This is a genomic window from Streptomyces sp. NBC_00236 (assembly GCF_036195045.1).
In the GTDB taxonomy this organism is placed as follows: Bacteria; Actinomycetota; Actinomycetes; order Streptomycetales; family Streptomycetaceae; genus Streptomyces.
Genome location: NZ_CP108100.1, coordinates 6,893,923 through 6,918,177, shown reverse-complemented (window position 1 = coordinate 6,918,177; position 24,255 = coordinate 6,893,923). Strand labels below are relative to the sequence as shown.

General features: G+C 71.4%; 19 protein-coding genes. 7 read left to right on the top strand and 12 right to left on the bottom strand.

Annotated elements, in window-relative coordinates:
* Position 1: 1 nt before the first annotated feature.
* From OG446_RS30850 to OG446_RS30815, 8 genes are all read right to left on the bottom strand, one after another.
* Entirely contained in the window at positions 2–331 is a 330-nt protein-coding gene (locus tag OG446_RS30850; protein ID WP_328897076.1) for an urease subunit beta, read from the bottom strand.
* Positions 328–630, bottom strand: a complete 303-nt coding sequence (locus OG446_RS30845; protein WP_148021623.1) for an urease subunit gamma — start codon at positions 628–630, stop codon at positions 328–330. Before OG446_RS30845 ends, OG446_RS30850 begins: the two co-directional genes overlap by 4 nt.
* 242 nt (positions 631–872) lie before the next feature.
* Complete coding sequence (locus OG446_RS30840) at positions 873–4,631, bottom strand: S8 family serine peptidase (RefSeq protein WP_328897075.1); 3,759 nt, start codon at positions 4,629–4,631, stop codon at positions 873–875.
* Between the two features lie 184 nt (positions 4,632–4,815).
* Positions 4,816–5,967 (bottom strand): XdhC/CoxI family protein, encoded by a 1,152-nt coding sequence (locus tag OG446_RS30835; protein ID WP_328897074.1) that lies wholly within the window; start codon positions 5,965–5,967, stop codon positions 4,816–4,818.
* 35 nt (positions 5,968–6,002) lie between these two features.
* Positions 6,003–7,460 carry an NCS2 family permease gene (locus OG446_RS30830; RefSeq protein ID WP_328897073.1) on the bottom strand — a complete coding sequence of 486 codons (1,458 nt, stop codon included), beginning with the start codon at positions 7,458–7,460 and terminating at the stop codon, positions 6,003–6,005.
* Between the two features lie 255 nt (positions 7,461–7,715).
* Positions 7,716–10,100: a xanthine dehydrogenase subunit D gene (gene pucD, locus OG446_RS30825; RefSeq protein ID WP_328897072.1), complete on the bottom strand. Its 2,385-nt coding sequence runs from the start codon at positions 10,098–10,100 to the stop codon at positions 7,716–7,718.
* Positions 10,101–10,102: 2 nt separating this feature from the next.
* Positions 10,103–10,696: a (2Fe-2S)-binding protein gene (locus OG446_RS30820; RefSeq protein WP_328897071.1), complete on the bottom strand. Its 594-nt coding sequence runs from the start codon at positions 10,694–10,696 to the stop codon at positions 10,103–10,105.
* Positions 10,697–10,698: 2 nt separating this feature from the next.
* Positions 10,699–11,589, bottom strand: a complete 891-nt coding sequence (locus tag OG446_RS30815) for an FAD binding domain-containing protein (protein ID WP_328897070.1) — start codon at positions 11,587–11,589, stop codon at positions 10,699–10,701.
* 256 nt (positions 11,590–11,845) lie between these two features.
* On the opposite strand from OG446_RS30815, the gene OG446_RS30810 reads away from it, so the two are divergent.
* Together OG446_RS30810 and OG446_RS30805 are read left to right on the top strand one after the other, a co-directional pair.
* Positions 11,846–13,570, top strand: coding sequence for a PucR family transcriptional regulator (locus OG446_RS30810; protein WP_328897069.1), 1,725 nt, complete (start codon positions 11,846–11,848; stop codon positions 13,568–13,570).
* Between the two features lie 195 nt (positions 13,571–13,765).
* Complete coding sequence (locus tag OG446_RS30805; RefSeq protein ID WP_328897068.1) at positions 13,766–14,551, top strand: hypothetical protein; 786 nt, start codon at positions 13,766–13,768, stop codon at positions 14,549–14,551.
* Positions 14,552–14,615: 64 nt separating this feature from the next.
* Here the strand turns inward: OG446_RS30805 and OG446_RS30800 are convergent, their stop codons facing one another.
* Positions 14,616–15,377, bottom strand: a complete 762-nt coding sequence (locus OG446_RS30800) for a GntR family transcriptional regulator (protein ID WP_328897067.1) — start codon at positions 15,375–15,377, stop codon at positions 14,616–14,618.
* A 146-nt stretch (positions 15,378–15,523) separates the two neighbouring features.
* On the opposite strand from OG446_RS30800, the gene OG446_RS30795 reads away from it, so the two are divergent.
* Positions 15,524–16,372 (top strand): (2Fe-2S)-binding protein, encoded by an 849-nt coding sequence (locus OG446_RS30795; protein WP_328897066.1) that lies wholly within the window; start codon positions 15,524–15,526, stop codon positions 16,370–16,372.
* Positions 16,373–16,598: 226 nt separating this feature from the next.
* Complete coding sequence (locus tag OG446_RS30790) at positions 16,599–17,678, top strand: DUF2637 domain-containing protein (RefSeq protein WP_328897065.1); 1,080 nt, start codon at positions 16,599–16,601, stop codon at positions 17,676–17,678.
* 115 nt (positions 17,679–17,793) lie between these two features.
* Here OG446_RS30790 and OG446_RS30785 read toward each other — a convergent pair whose 3' ends face one another.
* Both OG446_RS30785 and OG446_RS30780 read right to left on the bottom strand, forming a co-directional pair.
* Positions 17,794–18,183 (bottom strand): ATP-binding protein, encoded by a 390-nt coding sequence (locus OG446_RS30785; protein WP_328897064.1) that lies wholly within the window; start codon positions 18,181–18,183, stop codon positions 17,794–17,796.
* A gap of 143 nt (positions 18,184–18,326) precedes the next feature.
* Positions 18,327–19,598, bottom strand: a complete 1,272-nt coding sequence (locus OG446_RS30780) for an MFS transporter (protein ID WP_328897063.1) — start codon at positions 19,596–19,598, stop codon at positions 18,327–18,329.
* 100 nt (positions 19,599–19,698) lie between these two features.
* On the opposite strand from OG446_RS30780, the gene OG446_RS30775 reads away from it, so the two are divergent.
* The 3 genes from OG446_RS30775 to OG446_RS30765 all read left to right on the top strand — a co-directional run bounded on the left by OG446_RS30775 (position 19,699) and on the right by OG446_RS30765 (position 21,761).
* Positions 19,699–20,784, top strand: coding sequence for a helix-turn-helix domain-containing protein (locus tag OG446_RS30775; protein ID WP_328897062.1), 1,086 nt, complete (start codon positions 19,699–19,701; stop codon positions 20,782–20,784).
* A gap of 112 nt (positions 20,785–20,896) precedes the next feature.
* On the top strand, positions 20,897–21,289 hold the full coding sequence (locus OG446_RS30770) for a ribonuclease domain-containing protein (protein WP_326656968.1): 393 nt from the start codon (positions 20,897–20,899) through the stop codon (positions 21,287–21,289).
* Between the two features lie 82 nt (positions 21,290–21,371).
* The gene (locus OG446_RS30765; RefSeq protein ID WP_328897061.1) at positions 21,372–21,761 is read left to right on the top strand and encodes a barstar family protein; all 390 of its coding nucleotides are present in this window, start codon (positions 21,372–21,374) and stop codon (positions 21,759–21,761) included.
* A 45-nt stretch (positions 21,762–21,806) separates the two neighbouring features.
* Here OG446_RS30765 and OG446_RS30760 read toward each other — a convergent pair whose 3' ends face one another.
* Entirely contained in the window at positions 21,807–24,194 is a 2,388-nt protein-coding gene (locus OG446_RS30760) for a M9 family metallopeptidase (protein WP_328897060.1), read from the bottom strand.
* Positions 24,195–24,255 lie beyond the last annotated feature (61 nt).

Here is a 24,255-nt window from a genome sequence, read left to right as displayed (position 1 = left end):
GTCACACGGCCTCCTCTACTGGGGCGTCCGTCCGGGGTGCACCGGGTACGACGATGCCGGGCACGGTCCCGCGTCCGCCGAGCGCGACGAGGGTGATCTCCGCGCCGACGCCGGGCTCGAAGCGCAGCGACGTGCCGGACGGAATATCGAGCCGGAATCCCCTCGCCGACAACCGGTCGAAGGAAAGCGCGGGATTGACGTCGAAGAAATGAAAATGGGATCCGACCTGAATGGGACGGTCCCCGTCATTCACCACGGTGAGCCGAATTTTCGGACGGTCGGAATTAATGTGCAGTACGCCGGATCCCGTCCGGATCTCGCCGGGGATCACGGGATCGGCGAGGTGATCGTGACGAGCTTGCGCCCGTCGGGGAAGGTCGCCTCGACCTGGACGTCGTGGAGCATCTCCGGGACACCTTCGAGCACGTCAGCGCGGGTGAGCACAGAACGTCCCGCCGTCATGAGGTCGGCGACGCGAGCCCCTTCGCGGGCCCGTTCCATCGCCCAGCAGGCGAGCAGGGCGACGGCCTCGGGATAGTTGAGGCGCACGCCCCGCTCCCGCCGGTCACGGGCGACCATTCCGGCAACACTCAGCAGCAATTTCTCCGTGTCGGACGGAGTCAGAAACATGGGAAACCTCCATGGCGGCAGTCCCCGGAATTCCCGGAATCGCCTCGGCCACCCTCCTCTTATAAGCCTCCGGGTGGAGCCGTGGCAACTCGCACCACACCGCAAAAAGTCCCTTTCTGGCGTTATCGCCTGCCATATACGGGCAAAGCAGACAAAATTTGATCATCAAGGGCAGGGAAAGAAAGGCGGTCGCGCACCCCGGGCCGGGGTGCGCGACCGCCTCAAGCGGATCTCTCAGCAGGTCACTTCAGGCCGAAGGCCCGGATGATCTCCTGCTCCACCGCGAGACCGTTGCCGGCCTCGGCGTGCGCCTTGAGCGACACGGCCGTGGCGCCCTTCTTCGGCGTCTTGAACCGGGCGGTCCAGGAACCGGCCGCGTCCTTCTTCAGCTGCACCGCGCTCCAGGTCTTCCCGTCGTCGTAACTGACCGACAGGGAGGCCTTCGACGCCTTCACGGCGCCCTCCAGCCATTCCTGGGTGATGGACGACAGACCGATCTCCGTCCACTTCCCGGCCTTCACGTCACCGGCCAGGTCGGTCGCCACGTCGTAGTCCAGCTGCAGGAGCGGGATATCGGCCCGTACGGCGCCCTGCGGGTCGGTCTCGCCCGAGACGAAGTCCCACTCGGTGTGCGTCCGGGTCGAGGTCTTCCAGGTCTCCGCGTCGCGCGAGGCGTCGAGGACCAGCCGGTACGGGAGCTTCTCGGGCGAGAGGTCCCAGGCGTAGCCCGCACGGCCCGCGAACCCCTTGACCTTGGTGTCGCCCTGGTAGAAGGCGAGCGTGGTGGTTTCGTACTCCGCCGCGGGCATGGCGCCCGAGTGACCGGCGCCCGAGTCCGTCCACGGGGTGATGTTGAACTGCATGTCGTTGGCGGACCTGAACGGACCCCAGTAGCCGGTGCCCAGCCGGGGGCGGGCGACCGGTGCGAACCACTCGTCGTGGTAGCTGCGGCCGGCGGTGTAGTCGGTCCTGTCGCCGCGCTGCTCCAGCGCGGTGGCGGTGCCGGTCTCGGTCTCGGTGAAGATCTCGTGCTGCTCGAACCAGTGGGAGGAACCCGGCAGCGGGGTGACCCATTCGGTGCGGGTGGCGGGGTACTTCTCGTACTCAGCGAAGCCGACGCCGGGGCCGTATTCGGGGATGTCGTAGCGGAAGCCGCCGCCGACGACGTCCCGGTCTCCGTAGTAGGTGTTCTCCACCTTCGCCAGCTGCCGGGTGGTCGGTGCGAAGGTGAGCGAGCGGTCCGGGATCGTGCCGTCGTGGCGGTCGACCAGGTCGTAGACGTAGTTCGCGTACCGGAGCTGGTCGACAGTCACGTTCTCACCGCGCTGAGCGGCCTTGATCAGCGCCTCGCCCGCGAGGCGCTGGACGGAGGCGACCGGGATCGGCAGCGTGATGCCGTAGTCGGCGTAGGTCTCCATCAGCACGCCGTCGCCCTGGTTGACGACGAAGAGGGCCTTCGCGCCGGCCGCGATCGCCGCCGCGGCGCGGTCGGCGGGAGCCACCGCGTCACTGCTGCGGATCACGACGACCTTGTCCTTGGCGTCGAGGGCCGCGTAGTCGGCGGTGGCGCCGTTGCCCGCGAAGACGCTGCGCAGCTTCTGCCGGCTGTCCTCGGCCACGGCCGAGCCGCCCTGCGCCGCCACCGGAACGTCGCGTCCGCCGGCGGTGAGGTCGATCCGCTTCTCACCCTGACGCCAGCGGGTCAGGAAGGAGAAGTCTCCCTGGGTGACCTTCTCGGTGGGGCTCGCCCACAGCTGGTCGTACGTCAGCGGGATCTGGTACGCGTCGCGCTGGACGGTGCCGTCCGGGGCGGTGCGCGCCATGTCGTAGCGCAGCTGCCGGGTCTCCGCCTCCTGCGGCGTTCTGGCGCTCACCTTGTGCGCCTTGGACGCGTCGAGGGCGACGGTGACGGACTTGTCGAGGATGATCTCGGGGGCGGACAGGAAGGCGAGGGCCTGGGAGTCGGCCGTGTCGCCCTTGATGTCGGCGGCGGACCAGGCGGTGTAGTTGCCCGGGGGCAGCCTGAGCGTGGTGTCGCCGGACACCTGGACGGGCGACAGGTTCGGGTCGCCGAGCGCGCCGAGGACGACGATGCCGTCCATCGGCTTGCCCGCGCGGTCGCGCAGCTGGAGCGTCAGGTCGTACAGCTCCTGCTCCTTGTTCAGCGCGAAGCCGGTGTGTGCGACGACGGCTCCGGAGGCGTCCTTCGCGAGGACCTGTCCGGAGAACGTGGTGTTGACCGCGACCTTGGACGGGTCGAGCGAGAGCACCGCCTCGGCGGTCGAGCCGGCCGGGACGGTCAGCTGCTTCACCGACAGCGTGTAGGCGTCCGCTTCGCTGTCCGTCGCCAGGTCGAGGGTGACGTCCTCCGTGCCGCTGTTGCGGTACGTGATCGTCCGCTCGGCGACGGGGTCCGAGGCGCTGTGCGGCCAGTTGTAGGACGCGACCTCGACGGAACCGGTGGCCTCGATCGTCGTGTCGATCGCGGCCTTCACGTCGAGCCGGCCGGTGCCCTGCTCGTACGGGGTGTAGGCGGGCAGCACCTTGGACGAGGTCATCAGCGCGTCCTTGATGCGCTGACCGGACCAGTCGGGGTGCCGCTCCTTCACGATGGCCGCGGCGCCCGCGACGTGCGGAGTGGCCATCGACGTACCGTCCATCGACCGGTACATGCCTTCGACGCCCGGAACCGACTGCGAGGCCGCCGCGTTGATGCCGACGCCGGGTGCGGAGAGGTCCGGCTTGAGGCCGTGGGAGCGGGTGAGCGGGCCCATGGAGGAGAAGTCCGCGCGGTTGTCCTGCTTGTCGACGGCGGCGATGGTGAGCGCCTTGTCGGCGGAGCCGGGCGAGCCGATCGTGCCGGCGCCGTACGCGTTGCCCGCGGCGATCACGAAGAGCGGACCGCCGTCCGCGGACAGGGCATTGACGGCCTGCGCCATCGGGTCGGAACCGTCGTCCGGGATGGTGGAGCCGAGGCTCATGGAGACGACGTCGGCGCCTTCCGCCTTCGCCCACTCCATCGCCTCGATGATGCCGGAGTCAGCACCCGAGCCGCTGTTGTCCAGCACCTTGCCGACGAGCAGGTCCGCGGCCGGGGCGACGCCCTTGTTGGCGCCGTCCGACGCGGCACCGGAACCCGCGATCGTGGATGCCACGTGCGTACCGTGACCGTGCTTGTCGTCGACGTCCTCACCCGGGACGAAGCTCCTGGCCTCCAGGACGCGGTCCTTGACGTCCGGGTGGTCCTGGTCGATGCCGGTGTCCAGGACGGCGATCTTGGTGCCCTTGCCGTCGTAGCCCTCGGCCCAGGCCTGTGGGGCGTTGACCTGCGGGACGGAGTCCTTCAGCGCGGCCTCGACGCGGCCGTCGAGCCAGAGCTCGGCGATGCCGTTGTCGAGGGAGCGGGTCTTCGGCGTGCGGGCGATGTCGTCCCAGAACGCGCGCGTGGTGTCCTTGCCGGCCTTCAGCGCCGCGCCGTGGATGGACTCCAGCGTCCGGACCCTCTTGCTGCCGCGCGGCGCGGCGGGCAGTGAACGGGCCTTGCTCGCCGGGTAGGTGGCGATCAGCGGGATGCCGCCGCTCTTCGCGTCGTCGTAGCCCATCTTCGCGAGGGCGGTGACGTTGAAGAGGCGGCGGTCCAGCTTGCCGGCGGCGAGCAGTGACTGCGCCTCGTCGGGCAGGACGTAGAGGTCTTCTCCGGCCTGCTGGACGTGGACCCCGCCCTGTGCGCCGTCGGGGCGGTCCACGGTCACCGTGTCCTGCGTGCCGGGGACGTCGGTGTAGTGGACGACGTCCCCGGTGAGCAGGGTGATGTCGTAGGTCTGGACCGGAGTCCCTTCGCGGCCGGCGGCCGGGGCGGGGCCGCCTGCGGCGGAAGCGGAGCCGGCTGCCGGCAGCAGAGCACCGCTCACGAGGGCGACGGAGGTCGCTATGAGCAGGGCTCTGCGACCCGCACGGGCGGATCTCGCCCGGCCGGAGGCGGAGGAGGAGATAAATGTCATGCAGCTGATTTACCGGCAAAATCGCGGCCGCGGTGCGGTTCACCTCTGGCGTGAAACCGCCGTGGCGGCAACCCGCCCGGAGAGGACGGACCGCCAAGACGTCCGCGCGGCCACGGGACCCCCAGACATTCACGGTCTGCGGGTCTCTTCGCGGCGCCGTCGGGCGCCGCGCGGTGGAGGCCGTTCAGGCCACGGAACCGATGCGCCCGGCCGGTGCCGGGGCGCCGCCGGGGTGGATCGGGGTGTGCGCTCCGGTCAGCGGAACGCCGCTGCCGCCGCGGCGGTCGGCGACTATCTCGGCGGCGATCGACAGGGCCGTCTCCTCGGGCGTACGGGCGCCGAGGTCGAGACCGATCGGCGAGTGCAGCCGGGCGAGCTCCAGCTCGGTGACGCCCACCTCGCGCAACCGGTCGTTGCGCTCCAGGTGGGTGCGGCGCGAGCCCATCGCACCGACGTACGCGACCGGCAGTTTCAGGGCCGCCTCCAGGAGCGGGACGTCGAACTTGGGGTCGTGCGTCAGGACGCACAGGACGGTACGGGCGTCCACGCCGGTGGTGGCCAGATAGCGGTGCGGCCAGTCGACGACCAGTTCGTCGGCGTCCGGGAAGCGGGCCTCGGTCGCGAAGACGGGACGGGCGTCGCACACCGTGACGTGGTAGCCGAGGAACTTCCCGGCCCGCACCAGCGCGGAGGCGAAGTCGATGGCCCCGAACACGATCATCCGGGGTGGCGGGACGCTGGACTCGACGAGCAGCGTGAGCGGCTGCCCGCACTGCGAGCCGTCCGCGCCGATGGTGAGGGTGCCGGTGCGGCCCGCATCCAGCACGGCCCGGGTCTCGGCCGCCGCGGTGCGGTCCAGCTCCGGGTGTCCGCCGAGCCCGCCCTCGTCACGGCCGTCGGGGTGGACCAGCAGGGGCCGGCCGAGGAGTTCGGCCGGCCCCTCGGTGATCCGGGCCAGCGCCGCCGCCTCTCCCCGCGAGGCGGCGGCGAGCGCGGCGGCGAACACCGGGCGGGCAGGGTCGTCCGCCCGGACCGGGGTCACCAGGATGTCGATGACGCCCCCGCAGGTCAGGCCGACCGCGAAGGCGGTCTCGTCGCTGTAGCCGAACCGCTCCCGTACGGCTCTGCCGTCATCGAGGGCCTGTCGGCACAGCTCGTACACCGCGCCCTCCACACACCCGCCGGAGACCGAGCCGATCGCCGTGCCGTCACGGTCGACGGCCAGTGCGGCACCCGGCTGGCGGGGCGCGCTGCCGCCGACGGCGACGACGGTGGCCACGGCGAAGTCGCGTCCCTGCCCGGCCCACCGGTCGAGCTCCTCGGCGATGTCCAGCATCTCGGTCTCCTTGGCGGATGTGGGGAGCGGCGGCGTCAGCTGACGCCGAGCCAGCTCTCGATCGGGTTCAGGGCGAAGTAGATGACGAAGATCACCGTCAGCCCCCACATGAAGGCGCCGACCTCGCGGGCCCGGCCCTGGGCCGCCTTGATGGCGACGTAACTGATGACGCCCGCGGCCACACCGGTGGTGATGGTGTACGTGAACGGCATCAGGACCACGGTCAGGAAGACCGGGATGGCGACGGAGCGGTCGCTCCAGTCCACGTGCCGGGCGTTCTGCATCATCATGGCGCCGATGACGACCAGGGCGGCGGAGGCCACCTCGGCCGGCACGATCGCCGTGAGCGGGGTGAAGAAGAGGCAGGCGGCGAAGAAGAGTCCCGTGACGACGGAGGCGAGTCCGGTCCGGGCACCCTCCCCGACCCCGGTCGCCGACTCGACGAAGACCGTCTGGCCGGAGCCGCCGGCGACGCCGCCGATCGCCCCGCCCGCGCCGTCGATGAACAGCGCCTTGGACAGGCCCGGCATCCGGCCCCTGTCGTCGGCGAGCTTGGCCTCCGTACCGACCCCGATGATGGTGGCCATCGCGTCGAAGAAGCCGGCCAGCACCAGGGTGAAGACGATGAAGCCGACGGTCATCGCGCCGACGTCGCCCCAGCCGCCGAACTCGACGTCCCCGAAGAGGGAGAAGTCGGGTGAGGAGACCGCGGAGCCCTTGAGCTCGGGCGGGCCGCTGCTCCAGATCTTCGGGTCGACGTCGGCGACCTTGTTGATCACGACGGCGATCACGGTGCCGACCACGATGCCGATGAGGATCGCGCCGGGGATGTTGCGGGCCTGCAGCATGAAGATCAGCAGCAGGGTCACCGCGAAGACGAGGACGGGCCAGCCGGCGAGTTCACCGGCGGGGCCGAGGGTCACCGGAGTGGCGGTGCCCTTCCCCACGAACCCGGCCTTGTAGAGGCCGATCAGGGCGATGAACAGGCCGATGCCCATGGTGATGCCGTGCTTCAGCGGGAGCGGGATCGCGTTCATGATCAGCTCACGCAGACCGGTGACCACCAGGAGGCAGATCACCAGGCCGTACATCACGCACATGCCCATGGCCTGCGGCCAGGTCATCTCCGGGGCTACCTGCGAGGACAGGACGCCGGAGACGCTGAGTCCCGCGGCGAGCGCGAGGGGGACCTTGCCGACGAAGCCCATCAGCAGGGTGGTCGCAGCCGCCGCGAGCGCGGTCGCGGTGATCAGGCCGGGCTGGCTGAGGAGGTTGCCGTCGACGTCCTTGCCGCCGAGGATCAGCGGGTTGAGCAGCAGGATGTACGCCATGGCCATGAAGGTCGTGACGCCGCCGCGCACTTCGGTGGCCACGGTCGATCCGCGTTCGGATATGTGGAAGTACCGGTCGAGCCACGATCTGCCCGCGGGGACGCGCGAGCCCGGGCCCGCGTCCTCCGCACCGGTCTTCGGTTCCACTGACTGCTGGGTCATGATGCCTGACTCCCAAGGTTCACAGGGGCACCCGCGATGGTGAGTGGAGATGCGGGATTTGGGATGAATGCTCTGGCTGCACGACCCGGGGGACGGCCCGAGACGAACTGTTCATGCATGGGGAACGGGAACTGCGTACATCAGGTCAAGGGCCGCTAGCGGTGCGGAACTTGGGATCTCCGGGCGGTACGGGCGAAGGAAGTGTGACGTTCCCGTCAGGCGCGCACCGCCCGGAGAGCTGTGGCGGAGCTCCGGTCAGGTGCCGGTGAGGTGCTCCGGTCGGACCGGGGTCCGGTTGAGCTCCAGCCCGGTCGCGTTCCGGATCGCCGCGAGGACGGCCGGGGTCGACGACAGGGTGGGGGCCTCGCCGATGCCACGGAGCCCGTACGGGGCGTGGTCGTCGGCGAGTTCGAGCACATCGACCGGGATGGTCGGGGTGTCGAGGATCGTGGGCAGGAGGTAGTCCGTGAAGGACGGGTTGCGTACCTTCGCGGTCTTCGGGTCGACGATGATCTCCTCCATGACGGCGATGCCCATGCCCTGGAGGGTGCCGCCCTGGATCTGGCCGAGGACGGAGAGCGGGTTGAGCGCCTTGCCGACGTCCTGGGCGCAGGCCAGTTCGATGACCTTGACCAGGCCGAGCTCGGTGTCGACCTCGACGACCGCGCGGTGCGCGGCGAAGGAGTACTGGACGTGGCCGTTGCCCTGTCCGGTCCGCAGGTCGAAGGCCTCGGTGGGCCGGTGGCGCCACTCCAGCTCGACGTCGACCGCCTCGTCCTCCAGCACATCGGCCAGGTCGGCGAGCACCTCGCCGCCGTCGGTGACGACCTTGCCGCCCTCCAGGAGGAGTTCGGCGGTGGCCCAGGCCGGGTGGTACGTACCGAACTTGCGGCGGCCGATCTCCAGGACCTGCTCCCGGACGGCCTCGCACGAGTTCTTCACGGCGCCGCCGGTGACGTAGGTCTGGCGGGACGCGGACGTGGAGCCCGCCGAGCCGACGCGGGTGTCGGCCGGGTGGATGGTGACCTGGGAGACGCCCAGTTCGGTACGGGCGATCTGGGCGTGCACGGTGACGCCGCCCTGTCCGACCTCCGCCATGGCGGTGTGCACGGTCGCGACGGGTTCGCCGCCGATGACCTCCATGCGCACCCGGGCGGTGGAGTAGTCGTCGAAGCCCTCGGAGAAGCCGACGTTCTTCAGGCCGACCGCGTAGCCGATCCCGCGTACGACGCCTTCGCCGTGCGTGGTGTTGGAGAGCCCACCGGGCAGTGCGCGCACGTCGGGGTGCTCGCCGGCGCTCTCCCACTGGCGCTCGGGCGGCAGCGGCCTGGCCTTGACCAGACGCAGCAGTTCGGCGACCGGTGCGGGTGAGTCGACCACCTGGCCGGTCGGCAGCAGGGTGCCCTGCTCCATGGCGTTGAGCTGCCTGAACTCGACCGGGTCCATGCCGAGTTCGGCGGCGACCTTGTCCATCTGCGCCTCGTAGGCGAAGCAGGCCTGGACCGCGCCGAAGCCGCGCATCGCACCGCACGGCGGGTTGTTGGTGTAGAGCGCGATGGCCTCGATGTCGACGTCGTCGATGACGTACGGGCCCACCGCGAGCGAGGAGGCGTTGCCCACCACGGCCGGCGAGGCGGACGCGTAGGCGCCGCCGTCCAGCACGATGCGGCACTTCATGTGCGTGAGCTTGCCGTCACGGGTGGCGCCGTGCTCGTACCAGAGCTTGGCGGGGTGACGGTGGACGTGCCCGAAGAAGGACTCGAAGCGGTTGTAGACGATCTTCACCGGCTTGCCGGTGCGCAGCGCCAGCAGGCAGGCGTGGATCTGCATCGACAGGTCCTCGCGGCCGCCGAAGGCGCCGCCGACGCCGGAGAGCGTCATGCGGACCTTGTCCTCGGGCAGGCCGAGGACGGGGGCGATCTGGCGGAGGTCGGAGTGCAGCCACTGGGTGGCGACGTACAGGTCGACGCCGCCGTCCTCGGAGGGCACGGCGAGTCCGGACTCGGGGCCGAGGAAGGCCTGGTCCTGCATGCCGAAGACGTACTCCCCGCTGACCACGACATCGGCGCGGGCCTTCGCGGCCTCCGCGTCACCGCGGACGATCGGCTGGCGGTGGACGATGTTGGGGTGCGGTACGTGCCCGATGTGGTGGTCCTCGCGGCCCTCGTGGAGGAGGGGTGCGTCGGGCGCGGTCGCGGAGGCCTCGTCGGTGACGACCGGCAGCTCGCGGTAGTCGATCCTGATCTTCGCGGCGGCGCGGCGGGCCGTCTCGGGGTGGTCGGCGGCGACCAGTGCCACCGGCTCGCCGTGGTGGCGGACCCGGCCGTGGGCCAGGACGGGGGTGTCCTGGATCTCCAGGCCGTAGTTCTTCACCGCGGTCGGCAGGTCGTCGTAGGTGAGGACGGCGTAGACGCCCGAGGTGGCGAGGGCCTCGGAGGTGTCGATCGAGACGATCTCGGCGTGCGCGACGGTGGACCGCAGGGTGTGTCCCCAGAGCATGTCCTCGTGCCACATGTCCGAGGAGTACGCGAACTCGCCGGTGACCTTCAGGATCCCGTCGGGGCGGAGCGTGGACTCGCCGATGCCGCCCTTGGTGCGGGTGCCCTGGTTGATGTTGGTGGGGGAACCGGTGACGCCCATGGCTAGACCGCCTCTTCCGCGCGGGCGGCCGCGAGGCGGACCGCGTCGAGGATCTTCTCGTAGCCGGTGCAGCGGCAGAGGTTGCCGGAGAGCGCCTCGCGGATGTCCGCGTCGGACGGTTCCGGGGTGCGTTCCAGGAGCTCGTCGGCTGCAACCAGCAGGCCGGGGGTGCAGAAGCCGCACTGGACGGCTCCGGCGTCGATGAACGCCTGCTGGATCGGGGAGAGCTCCCCGGTGTCCCGGGTCTCCTCGCCGGTCGGCTTGGCCTTCCACCGCTGCGCCTGGTCGACCGTGGTACCGCAGGCGCCCGAAGCGCAGCCGGTGCCGGGGTGGGCCTCGGAGCGGTGGGCGGCGAAGTCGGCGAGGCCCTCGACGGTGACGACCTCGCGGCCCTCGACCTGGCCGGCGGCGACCAGACAGGAGCAGACCGGGACGCCGTCGAGGCGGACCGTGCAGGAGCCGCACTCGCCCTGCTCGCAGGCGTTCTTGGAGCCGGGCAGGCCCATCCGCTCACGCAGGACGTACAGGAGGGACTCGCCCTCCCAGACGTCGTCGGCCTCGTGACGTCGGCCGTTGACCGTGAAATTGACGCGCATGATCAGGCAGCTCCTTCGGTGCTGCGGCCGTTGCCGCGGTACGACTCCCAGGTCCAGCCGAGGGTCCGGCGGGCCATGATCCCGACCGCGTGGCGGCGATAGCTCGCGGTGCCGCGCACGTCGTCGATCGGGTTGCAGGCGCCCGCGGCGAGCGTGGCGAACTGCTTGGCGACGGAGGGCGTGATGACGGTCCGGCTGTCCCAGAACCCGCCCTCCTCCAGCGCGGCGTTCAGGAAGGCCTCGGCCTCCTTCGCCCGTACGGGTGTCGGGGCGGCGGATCCGATGCCGGTGCGGACCGTGCGGGTCTCGGGGTGCAGGGCCAGGCCGAAGGCGCAGACGGCGATGACCATCGCGTTGCGGGTGCCGACCTTGGAGTACTGCTGCGGTCCGTCGGCCTTCTTGATGTGCACGGCCCGGATCAGCTCGTCCGGCGCCAGGGCGTTCCGCTTGACGCCGGTGTAGAAGTCGTCGATGGGGATCAGCCGGGTCCCGCGGACGGACTCGGCCTCCACCTCGGCGCCCGCGGCGAGCAGCGCCGGGTGGGCGTCACCGGCGGGCGACGCGGTGCCGAGGTTGCCGCCGACACCGCCGCGGTTGCGGATCTGCGGCGAGGCGACGGTGTGCGAGGCGAGCGCCAGTCCGGGCAGCTCGGTCCGCAGGTGCTCCATGATGGCGCTGTACGGGACCGAGGCGCCGAGCCGTACGCTCTCCTGGCCCACCTCCCACTCGGACAGCTCACCGATGCGGTTCAGGTCCAGGAGGTACTCGGGCCGCCGGTGGTCGAAGTTGATCTCGACCATCACATCGGTGCCGCCCGCGATGGGTACAGCCGTCGGGTGCTCGGCCTTGGCGGCGAGCGCCTCCTCCCAGCTGGCGGGGCGAAGGAAGTCCATGAGTGGCTCTCTTCTTCTCAATCGGGTTGTTCGCTGGGGCAGGAGACGGCCGGCCCTCGACTTGTTCATGTCTTGTTCACGCGGTGTGTGACTCAGTACACAAGCCCTGCTCCACCTGGTGCAGTCACCGAAACCATGAAGGAGTTGGCTGGTCTCCTCGCTCGTCTTGTAGATTCGAACGAATGGCGGGGATCGGTGACCTCACCGCAATACCCAGTTTTCACCCGCACCAACGAATGAGAACGGCGGCGACGAGATGCGGCTGCGCGCACTGCTGGAGACCGACGCGCTGGGCCTGCGGCTGCTCGGCGGCGACGAGGAGCTGGACCGGTCGGTCCGCGGCGTGATGACCACGGACCTGAAGGACCCCAGTCGCTACCTCACGGGCGGCGAGCTGGTGCTGACCGGGCTGGCCTGGCACCGGGACGCGAAGGACTCGGAGCCGTTCGTACGGATCCTGTCGGGGGCCGGGGTCGCCGGGCTCGCGGCGGGCGAGGCGGAGCTCGGTGCCATCCCGGACGATCTGGTCGAGGCGTGCCGCCACCACCGGCTGCCGCTCTTCGCCGTGCATGAGACCGTCGCGTTCGCAACGATCACCGAGCATGTGGTCCGCCAGGTGTCCGGCGAGCGGGCGGGTGACCTGGCCGCGGTGGTGGACCGCCACCGCAGGCTGATGACCTCGGGTCCCGCGGGCGGTGGCCCCGAGGTGGTCCTCGATCTGCTCGGCTCCGACCTCGACCTGCACGCCTGGGTACTCTCGCCCACCGGCCGGCAGATCGCGGGCGCGGGCGCGCCGCTCTCCGGCCCTGCCGGTACGGAGCTGGCCGGGCTGCATCTGGCCGCGGTGCGCTCCGGCCGGCGTGCCCCGCACCGGGTCACCGTCGACGGGGTGACGTATTCGCTCTTCCCGATCCGCAACAACGGCCGGGGCGCCGTGCCGGCCTCCCGCGATGTGCGGGAGTCGGTACTCTCCGACTGGCTGCTGGCCGTCGAGGCCGATGCGGGCGACTGGCCGGCCGCCCGGCTCGACCTGCTCCAGGGCGTCACCCAGCTGATCGCGGTGGAACGGGACCGGCGCGACGCAGCCCGTACGGTGCGCCGCAGGCTCGCCCAGGAGGTTCTGGAACTCGTCCAGGCGGGCGCCCCGCCCGCCGAGATCGCCGCCAGGCTGCGGGTGGCCGCCCCGGTCCTGCTGCCCGGCGTCGGCACCGCACCGCACTGGCAGGTGGTGGTGGCCCGGGTCGAGTGGGACGCGGCGGAAGCGCCAGGCGGTACGGGCTCCGGGATCGCGGGCGGCCCGGTCGCCCAGGCGCTGCTGGAGGAGATCCTGGTCGACCCGGCGGTGACCGGGCCGGATTCGGCGGACCGGATCGCGGTCGCCCACACGGGTGACGAGGCCATCGCGCTCGTACCGCTGCCCGCCCTGTCCGACGCCCGGCCGGAGGCGGACGGGGCCGCGGACGGGGAGAGCCCGCCACAGGACCCCGCGCTGCACGCCGACGCCCTGCTGGCCACCGTGCGCGCGCCGCTTTCCGCGGGCCTCGCCGACGACGGCCGCCTGACACTGGGTGTCAGCGCCTCGGTGCACTCCCCGGAGGGGCTGCGCGGCGCCCTGGAGGAGGCCCGGCACGCCCGCCGGGTGGCTGCGGCCCGGCCGGGACGGGTCTGCGCGGCCGGCCATCACGAGCTGGCCTCGCACGTGCTGCTGCTGCCGTTCGTGCCCGACGACGTCCGTCGCGCGTTCACCGCACGGCTGCTCGACCCGCTGCGCGAATACGACCGGCGGCACCGCGCGGAACTGATCCCCACCTTGGAGGCGTTCCTGGACTGCGACGGTTCGTGGACCCGCTGCGCGGCCCGGCTGCACCTCCACGTCAACACGCTGCGCTACCGCGTCGGGCGTATCGAGCAGTTGACGGGGCGTGACCTTTCGCGGCTCGAGGACAAGCTCGATTTCTTCCTCGCCCTGCGCATGAGCTGAATTCCGGGGGCCACGGTGGCTCCCGCGGGGTCCCGCCGATTGTGAAAAGTTTCACCTGACATTGCCTCGACCTCTTGGCCCGGCGTGCCATTCCGTGCTGTGATGCGGCCAGACTCAGAGCATCCGGCCCCCTGGGCCGGACGCTCTCCACAGCTCGATGGCGCGCTCGGGGAGGGCAATGTGGCGGATACCGCCATGTCTGGTTCCGGAACGACAGCTGATGACGATCCGCCGCTCCAGACAGCGGTATGGCGGCTGCGGTCACGCGCCTGCTGGACGGACGCCGCGGCACTGCTCGAACACGACGCCGCCACCGACCCGGCCGCGGCGCTCCAGCGCACGGCGCTGCTGACCGAACGGTGTCTCTACACCGGACAGGGCTGGACCGAGGCGGAGGACGCGCTGCGCATCTCCGAGGCCATGGCCCAGGACGACGCCGAACGGGGGGCCGCCGCCTGTGAGCGCGGCTATCTCGCCTACGCCTCGACCCTGCTCGGCGTGCGGGACCGGGCCGACGAGGCGCGGGTGGCGCTGAGCCGGGCCGCGGCGCTCCTGGCCCCGGCAGCCGCGGGCCGCCCCCTGCTCGACTTCCGGCGGGGCCTGATCGCGCAGAACATCGCCGACTCGCCCCAGGCCGCCCGCGCCGCGTACCGCAGGGCCCACGCGGGTGCCACCGCGCAGGGGGACGCGCTGCTGCTCTCGTCCACCTGGCGCCATCTGGCCCTGATCGCCCTGCGCGAGGGCGAGCTGGCCGAGGCCAGGCACGGCTTCTCGGAGTCCCTGCGGATAAGGGAGGAGCTGGGGTATCTGGTCGGTACGGCCCCGGCGCTCATCGCGATGGCGGACGCCGAGCCGGAGCCGGAGGCGGCCACCAGGCTGCGCGCCGAGGCGGGCCGGCTGTTCCGGCTGCTGGGCGGCGTGCCGACCTGGCTGGCGCCGCATCTGGATCCGCCGGGTCCGGAAACGGCCGAGGCGAACTGACGACGGGAGGGTCCGGGGATGCGCATGCCCCGGACCGGGTCCCTGATCGGCCGTGGGGGCGGGCTCAGCCGTCGGAGCCCGCGAAGTGCTCCCGTACGAGTGACTGCACGACGGCCAGGTCCTGGGCGATCAGCGCGTCCAGCAGGGCCGTGTGTTCGGCCGCGTCCGCCAGCAGGTCGGCCCGGCGGGTGACGGGGTTGCCCTCCAGGGGCCACTGGGAGCGGCGGTGCAGCTCGTCGGCCACGATCACCAGCTGGGCGTTGCCCGCCAGCGTCAGCACCGCTCCGTGGAAGGCCCGGTCGGCCTCCGCGTAGCTCGCCCGGTCACCGACGGCCGCCGCCGCGACCGTGGCGTCGGCCAGCGGGCGCAGGGCGCACCAGCCCGCCGGCGGGACGGTGCGGGCGAGCCGCAGCATGACGGGGACTTCGAGCAGTGCCCGCACCTCGGCCAGCTCGGCCAGCTCGCCCGGCCCGCGCTCCGCGACCCGGAAGCCGCGGTTCGGCACCACCTCGACGGCCCCTTCCACGGCCAGTTGCTGCATGGCCTCGCGCACGGGAGTGGCCGAGACCCCGAAGCGGGCGCCGAGCGCCGGGGCGGAGTAGACCTGCCCGGGGACCAGCTCGCCGTCGACGAGGGCGGCGCGCAGGGCGTCCAGGATCTGACCGCGTACGGAGTGCCGCCGCACCGCGGCCCTGGGAACGGGCGCCTCGCCGTGGGTGTGCTCGCCGCGGGCCTGCTCGGGCACCCGGAGCGACGAGGAGGTGGACGCGGCCGCGGCGGACGCATGCGGCGCCCACACGTCGTCACGGGCTCTGCCCTGCTCCACGGATACCCCCTCGGCCGGTCACGGGCGCGGCTCGCGTGCTCGGCGCCTCCTGTGCACGATAGGCGGAGGAGGCTGCAGTTCAAACATCGATCGCGTCGGGTAAGGTAAGGCTAACCTGCAAACGATCGCGATTCGGTGGTCCCTGCATGACCCTTCCCACGCTCCTTCCGGGCACGACGGCCTCGGCGGTCACGGGCGCGTACGCGCGTCTTGCCGAGGTCTTTCCCGGGCTGCGCGCCGAGGCGCTCGACGACGGCGAGCCGGCCCCCGGCGGTGCCGGCTGGGTGGGCGCCCACGAGCTCGCGGCCGGGGGAGGCGGACTCGACGCCTTCCTCGCCTGGGACGAGGCGCAGGTGCTGCGGGACTACGGGCAGCCGGCCCGGCCCGATGTGATCGCCGGCTTCGGACTGCACCGGTACGCCTGGCCGGCCTGTCTGCTCGTGACGGTGCCGTGGTTCCTGCACCGGCGGGTACCCAGGATCCCGGTCGAGGACGTCGCCTTCCAGCGGGCGCTGGGCCATCTGACCGTACGGGTGCGGGAATTCGCCTGCCTGCCCGGTGATCCGGCTGCGGAGCTGCCCGGCGCGCGCGTGGTGGCGGACGAGGCCGCGCTGCGCGCCGAGGTGCTCGCCTCCGTCGCCGAACACATCGGCCCGGTGCTCGACGGCTTCGGCCCGCGGATGCGGCGCGGCAGGCGGGCCCTGTGGGGCATGGCCACCGACGAGATCGTCGAGGGCCTCTGGTACATCGCCCATCTCCTCGGTGAGGAGCGGCGGGCGATGGCCGAACTGGAGGCGCTCCTGCCGGGCACCACGAAGCCGTACGTCGGCACCGCCGGCTTCCGTGAGCTGACCGGACCGAACGGCGAGTCGCTGCCCACCCGGGACCGGGCGAGCTGCTGCATGTTCTACACACTGCGGCCGGAGGACACCTGTGTCACCTGCCCGCGCACCTGCGATGCGGACCGCGTGCGGAAGCTGACGCCCGCCCCCTGATCCATGCGGTGGATCGGCGCCGGACGGCTCCTGATCCACACCGCCCGCAAGGGTGGCGCGAATCGAACACAACTCGTCTGCGGCATACGGGCATTCGACCAGATCGCGGTAATCCGTCGACTCCGCCACCCCATTGGCGTTCTCTTGCCCCGAAACCACCTGAACGCGAGGAAATCCCCGGCACGATGGCGGCCGAAACGCCCTATCGCAACGCAAGGGACCGCGCATGAGACTGACCGACATATCGCTTGACTGGCTGCTTCCGGCTGCCGTGCTGCTGGCGGGGGTCATGGCGGCGGTGGCGGTGGTCGCGCGCGGCAAGCGCGCCTCTGACACATCCGCGGCCGAAGACTCCTGGGAACGCAGCGAGGAACGGCGCAGACGCAAGGAAGCGCTCTACGCCACCGCTTCGTACGTACTGCTGTTCTGCTGCGCGGCGGTCGCCGCCGCGCTCTCCTTCCACGGACTCGTCGGCTTCGGCACACAGAACCTCGGCCTCTCCGGCGGCTGGGAGTACCTGGTGCCGTTCGGCCTCGACGGGGCGGCGATGTTCTGCTCCGTGCTCGCCGTACGCGAGGCCAGCCACGGCGACGCGGCGCTCGGCTCACGGTTGCTGGTGTGGACCTTCGCCGGTGCCGCCGCCTGGTTCAACTGGGTGCACGCACCCCGCGGGCTGGACCACGCGGGTGCGCCGCACTTCTTCGCGGGGATGTCGCTCTCGGCGGCCGTGCTCTTCGACCGGGCGCTGAAGCAGACCCGGGTGGCCGCGCTGCGCGAGCAGGGCCTCGTGCCCCGCCCGCTGCCGCAGATCCGGATCGTACGGTGGCTGCGCGCGCCCCGGGAGACCTTCGGCGCCTGGTCGCTGATGCTGCTCGAAGGCGTACGCACGCTGGACGAAGCGGTCGACGAGGTACGCGAGGACCGCCGGGAGAAGGAGCAGAACCGTCTCCGCAGGAGGGACCAGGAGAAGCTGGACCGGGCGCAGATCAAGGCCCTGAACCGGCAGAACCGGGCCTGGGGACGGGTCGGCCGGGGCGGCGCCCAGGTCGACGTCCAGGCCATCGCCCCCGCGACGGGCTCCGCGCAGTCCGTCGCGGAGCCCGCCATATCGGAGCCGGGTCAGCTGCCCCTGCGACCCCGGCCATCCCTGCAAGCCGTGAACGGCCCGAAATCCAGGGACGTACCGGAGCTGAACGCGACTGATCCGAGAACCGTCGACCTCACCGTCGAGGACGACACCCAGGCGCTGCCCCGGCTCGACTCGCTGGAGCAGAAGCTGAAGGATCTGGAGCAGCAGTTCGGCTGATGCGGCGCCAGGCGGACGTGCAGGACACGGCCCTGACGATCCCCGCGGATCGTCAGGGCCGTCTCGTTCGGGTCATGCCGGGCTCGCGGGTCCGGCCTGACGCGAACGGAAGACCCTAGCCGTCCAGTTCGAACCAGACCACTTTGCCCAGGGGATGGGAGCTGATCCCCCAGGAGTCCGCGAGGCTCTCCACCAGGACGAGTCCCCTGCCGTGCGTACCGTCGTCGGCGTCCGGTACGTGCGACACGGGCATGTCCGGGACGAAGTCCCGTACCTCCACGCGCAGCCTCTGCGGTGCCACGCTCACGGCGACGACCGCTCCGTCGTCCGTGTGGACCAGCGCGTTGGTCACCAGCTCGCTGAGCAGCAGCTCGGCCACCTGCGCGGGCTCCTCCTCCCATCGATACCGCAGTAAATCCCGTACCGCGCCCCGCACTTCGGATACGGCCGCCACATCGGCGCGGCCGACTCTGCGATGCAGCCGGGCCAGTTCCTGACGCTCCATCGTTTCCCCCGCCCACACAGTGAATCGCCCCCTGTTCTCGAAGGTGCTCACTCCATGCATGCCCCGCCTACGGGCTGTCACGCTTGCCGAAGCTTCACAGGGAGGGTGTTCCCGGCAACTCCGCCGTGGGTGCCATGCGGATCTCAGGCTCGTTTGCAGTCGTAGCCGTCGTCGTGGGCGGTTGCCGACTGCATCGGACTGCGCACGCCCGGCGTCGGCCGTTGGTCCTTCTCGGCGGCCACGGCGGACGCGGAGAGAAGCGTCGCGGCGGCGAGGCTGCCCCAGAGGGCGGCCGGGCCGTGGGGTGCGAGCGTGGTGATGACGGCCGGGGACACGGCGAGGCCGAGGCCCGTGGAGAACTGGAAGCGCGCGAGGGTGCGTCCCAGGACGTGGGCCGGGGCGAGGGCCGTGACGAGTGCGGTGGCGCTGCCGGCGTAGATGATCTCGCCGATGGTGCAGACCACGGAGACCGCGGCGACGGCCGCGGCACCCCAGCCGGGTCCCAGTGAGGTGGCCGCGAGGAAGCCGAGGTAGGACACGGTCAGGACCGCGCCGGCCAGGACCAGCACCGCTCGGCGGGGGAAGCGGGACAGCAGGACGGTGACCGGAATCTGCAGGGTGACCACGAGCACCGTGTTCGCCACGAAGATGGCCGCCGACCACACGGGGGACGCGTGCAACTGGGTCACCAGGACCAGGGGCAGGGCGATTTCGGGGACGTTGAGGCAGAAGACGTAGATCACGTTGGCGGCCAGCAGGACGCGCATGCGGGGCGGCGGCCCGTCGCGCCCCTCCTCGACCGGGGAAGCGGACGGGCGGGCGTGCACATGGACGGACCACGCCAGGGCCGCCGCAGCGAGATAGGCGAGCCCCGTGACGACTGCCAGCGCCCGCAAGGCGGTGGTGCCGCCCGCCAGGCATGCGGTGGCGAGAAGCGCCCCCACGCCCAGGCCGGCGTTGCGCAGGGCGCGGCCTCCCGCGAGCGCGGCGTCGCGTTCCCGGCCGTGGGCGACCGTGGCGACGAGAGCCGCGTGGGCGGCCGGCCACGCCTGGTTGCCGATGCCGAGGAAGAGCGCCGCCGTCGCGAAGAGCCGGGCGTCTCCCGCCGGAGTGGCCAGCAGCAGCGCCACACCCAGCACCCGCACGAGCATCGACGCTGCCACGACCGTGCTGCGCGCGCCCCGGTCCAGCCAGCGGCCGACCACGGGCATGCACACCAGGCCCACGACGACGCCGATCGTCATGGCGATGCCGGTGGCGGGCGCGGACAGCCTCAGCACGGTGACCCCGTAGAGCAGCAGAAAGGGCCGCAGCAGACCGGTGCCCAGCGCGTCCACCGCCAGGGCGACGGCATAGCGGGGGCCTCCGGAGGCCCGGACGAGAGCGCGCGGCTGGAGCTTGGTGGTGGTTGCCATGGCGTCAACGGTCGGTTCGAACCTCCTGACCGGGCCCGTCGGTTGACGGACATCGTCAACCGACACCGCACCCGGCCGTACCGTCGGTGATGATGAGGGGGTGACGCTGAGGATCGACATCAGCGGCCTGCCGTCCGGGCGACTGCGGTTCGCCGCCTCCCCGCTGGCCGAGCTGACCGCGATGCTGCACGTGCTGGCCGAGCCCGGGCATCATCCGGAACTCGCCGGCTGGGCCGGGGATGTCCGGGCGGGGCTGCGGCCGGAGCTGGCCGAGCGGCTCGGGGAGGCGGAGTTCCTCTGGCGTTCCTCACGAGCCGATTTCCTGGTCCCCGCGCGTCCCCGGCCGACCCTCGCCGAGGAACTGGACGACGTGGACCGGATCGACGACGAAACGTATGTGAGGTCCGCGCTCGTCACCACGTGCGGCAGCAACCGGGTCCGCTTCGGCGCGCCGTCGCCGCTCGCCGACACGACCGCGCGCGAGCGCGCCCTGGACCTGGCCCAGGCCCGCGGCCCGTTGCAGGAGGCCTTCGCACGACGGCTGCTCTCGGATCCGTCCGCCGTGCGGGCGAGGGTGCGCCACACCCTCGAACAGTGCGCCGAGGCCTTCTTCGACGCTGCCTGGACGAGCGTCGTCGTGCGCATCGCCACCGACCTGCGGCTGAAGAACGATCTGCTGAAGCGCCAGGGTCTCGGGGCGGCACTCGCGTCGGTCTCCGACGCGGTCACCCTGTCCCCGGACGGCGACAGCATCGTCGTGGACAAGCTGCAGGACAACGCGACCACCGCCCACGGCGCCGGGCCCACCTTCCTCCCCAGCGTCTTCGGGCGCCCGCACCTCGTGGTGGTCCACGCGCCCGGGTGGCAGCCGGTGGTGCAGTACCCCGTGGCCGCGCCGGGTCCGGCGGAGCCGGTACCACTGGAAACCGTCACCCTGCGGCTGACGGCGCTCGCGCATCCGGTACGGCTACGGCTGCTGCGCACCCTGGCCCGCGGCCCGCACACCACCGGCGAGCTGGCCCACGCCTGGGACCTCTCGTCCCCCGAGGTGTCCCGCCATCTCGCCGTGCTGCGCCACGCCGGTCTGCTCACGGCCCGGCGGCGCGGCCGCTACGTCCACTACACCCTCGACCTCTCCGCGACGGCGGCGTTGGGCACGGACCTGCTGTCGGCCGTGCTGCGCTGAGCAGCTGCGGTCCGCCGCCACACGGTGTGTGCCGTCTCCTCGGTTAACTCCAGGAAAATTCACTCTTGTTGGCGTTGACGGGAGGGTATCTACGCGCGTCATCATGGTGGTTATGCGAATCCCCCCACGGATCACCACGCTCGGCGGCGTCGCCGCCCTCCTGTCCGTCCTCTTCGTCGGCGGCCCGGTCACGGCGACCGCGACCGCCGCCACCACCTCGGTCGGCAGCATCTGTTACTCCGCGCTGCCGTCCCAGGCCCACGACACCCTCGACCTCATCGACGCCGGCGGCCCCTTCCCGTACGACCAGGACGGGACCGTCTTCCAGAACCGTGAAGGCGTCCTGCCCGGACAGAGCACCGGGTACTACCACGAGTACACGGTGATCACCCCCGGCTCCCCCACCCGCGGCGCGCGACGCATCGTCACGGGCGAGGAGGTCCAGGAGGACTACTACACCGCCGACCACTACGAGACCTTCGACCTCGTCGACCACGGCTGCTGAGCCGCACCCCCGGTCCGGTCCGCGCCGTAGCCCCCCACCTGCGGCGCGGACCTCCCGGGCGGGGTACTTGTACGCTCACCCCATGACCGTGACCTATGTGATCGACGGCTCCGAGGTCACCGGCCTGGAGCGCTTCTGGGACGTGCTGGGCGAGGCGGTGAACGGGCCGGGCGGCTACTTCGGCCGGGGCCTCGACTCCTTCGCGGACTGCCTGAGAGGCGGGATGGGCACGCCGGACGACGGCGACTTCGTCATCGAGTGGCGGGACCACGCACGGTCCGCACGGGCTCTGGACCACGACGAGACCGCGCGATTTCTCCGCGGCCTCTCCGGCCGCGCCCATACGAGCAACCTGCCGCGGCTGCGGCAGGAACTGGCACAGGCGGAGGCCGGCCTGGGGCCGACGCTCTTCGACCGGCTGCTGGAGATCATCCGGGACGAGACCGCCCCCGGCACCCTTCGGCTGCTCTGAGGGCCACGGACGCGGCCGGCCGCGTCCGTGGCCCCCGGGGACCGGTCAGTACTGCGTGGAGACCTTCACCCCGCCGAAGTCCTGCACGGCGTAGAGGCTGATGTAGTGCGCTCCTGCCGCCGGGTTGTCGACCGTCAGCGTGTGGGCGTTGCCGCTGCCGGTCGACCGTGAGGTGTAGGCGCCGGTGGTGGCCCAGCCGTTGGCGTTGTAGTAGAGGTCGGCGTCGCCCGTGCCGCCGCTCGTGGTGATCGTGAGCCGGGTGGTTCCGGCGGGCACGTAGAGGTACAGGTAGGAGTAGTTGCCCCGGGTGGCCTGCCGTCCGCTCCGGGCACAGTCCTCGCCGAGCTCCCGGACGTCACTCGCGGTGCACTCGGCCGTCGGCTCGGTCGGCGGGTTGCCGAGGGTGCCGCAGTTGCCGGCCGCGCACGCAGTCAGCCAGGCGTTCCAGTCGGCGTCGTAGCGGCTGCCGATGGTGGAGGTGAGCAGGGTGCGGGCACCGTTCCAGTCACCGTTGCGGTAGCGCCCCAGGAGCGTGTCCACATCGGCACGGTGTGACTGGAGCATGTAACGGACGGCCAGGTAGCCCCAGTTGTAGATACGCGTCTGGTCGGCGTTCTCGTAGGTGGTGTCGAACAGGGAGCGCAGGGTGTAGGTGTGTGCGGCGGCCTGGGTGACGGCGTCGTCGTAGGTCACGTCACGGTAGGAGTAGGAGACGTACTCCGCGAAGCCCTCGACCCACCAGATGGTCGGCGTGGTGAGGCCGTCCTCGAAGTCGCCGGACATGTTGAAGCGCCCGTCGAGGTAGTGCGTGTACTCGTGGTTGAGATTCCAGATCTGGAAGGCGGGGCGCACCCATTCGGCCTCGTAGGCGATGAAGCGCGGCTGGTTGCCGGCCGCCGCCGGGTCGCCCTCCAGGTACATTCCGCCGTTGTTGGTGTCGATGCCGTAGATGGCTCCGGCGTAGGTCTGGTAGTCGGTGCTCGAATCGAAGACGACCACCTCGATGGTGGTGTTCCTGTCGTTGGCGACCGGTCCGCTGTCGCGGGCGATCCCGTGGAAGTAGGCGTCCTGGCCCTTCAGGCTGGTGCAGGCCGCCGAGAGGTCGGCCGAGGACATCTGCTGGGCGAGGATGCGGATGCTGTCGCTGCAGGTGTACGCGACGGGAAGGACGGCGCTCTTGATGCGGGCCGCCAGGTCGCAGGTGTTGTACGCGGTGCAGTTGGCCCGGTCGTAGTAGTCGGTCATCTCGGCGAGACCGACCCAGAGCGGTGCGGTGGGCCCGGTGAGGGAGCTGCGGCCGAGCAGGTCGATGACGAGCGGGCGCGCCTTGGGCCGCAGCTGCTCCTCCTGGAGGAAGCGCCCGAGCTCGCGACCGGCGTTGGAGGTCAGGTAGGAGCGGTCCGTGCCCAGCAGGTCGAGGTGGTCGCGGGCGAAGCCGGCGAGCGAGTCGAGCAGGCTCGGGTCGGCCTGGACGGCGCTGACGAACTCGGGCACCTGGTGGCCCCGGAAGGTCACCGTGTAGACGCTGTTGACGGCGTTCAGCATGTACCAGGAGCTGTCGTACGAGGAGTCGTAGTCGGCGAGCAGGCGCTTGACGACGGACAGGTAGCGGGCGTTCTGTACAGCGCTGTCGATGAGGACGACGGCTTCGGACAGGGTCTCCCCGTTGGCGTCCGTGACGTCGTAGGCGTGCGCGGAGCCGAAGAAGGCGTCGAGCCCGCCCTGGATGGCGGTGCGGAGCGCGTCACCGTAGTCGCCGACGGTGGCGGGGTCGTAGTACTGCACGTAGTAGCCGGCCCGGAGGAACAGCACCAGCTGGGGCATGCCGGTGCTGCTGTCACCCGGGTACGCGGCCGATCCGTCGCGCAGGGCCTGGGCGACGGTGACCATCTGGGCCTCGCGGAAGGCGAGGTAGCCGTCGTTGCCCTTGACCGTGAACAGGGTGTTGACACAGTCGGTCGTCGACGACTTGATCTGCTGCACCAGGGCGCTGCCGGTGCGGCTGGTGAAGTCGGCGACGGAGCAGGCGGCGGCAGGGGCGATTCCGGCGGCCTTCGCCGCGGAGCGGGCCTTGGCCTTCATCGAAGGGGCCGGGTGGCTCGGCGCGGTGGCGCGCGGGTCGTCGTAGTCGCGCTTCAGCGCGTCCCTGGACGCGGTCTGCGGTGCCCGGTCGGCGGGCTTCAGGGCCGTGCCACCGATGTGGCCGGGGTCCTGGACGGGCGCGGTGAGTGCCTGCGCGGCGGGGCCGCCCGGCTCGGGCGTCCCGGGAGCAACGGCCTTGCCCGCGGCGGCGGTCGTGGCGGCGGCTGCCGGGGCGGAGGTCCGGGGCTCGGCGGCCCGGCTCGGTGCGGCGAGCATGCCGACACCCAGACAGGCCGCCAGGGCCACGGTGGACAAGCCGGTGAATCTCTGTCGAACCGTACGGTTCTTCACGTGCCGCCTCCCAGCGGTGTGGTGCCGCGCGACGGTGCGCGGCGTGGGGGATGGCGCGGTC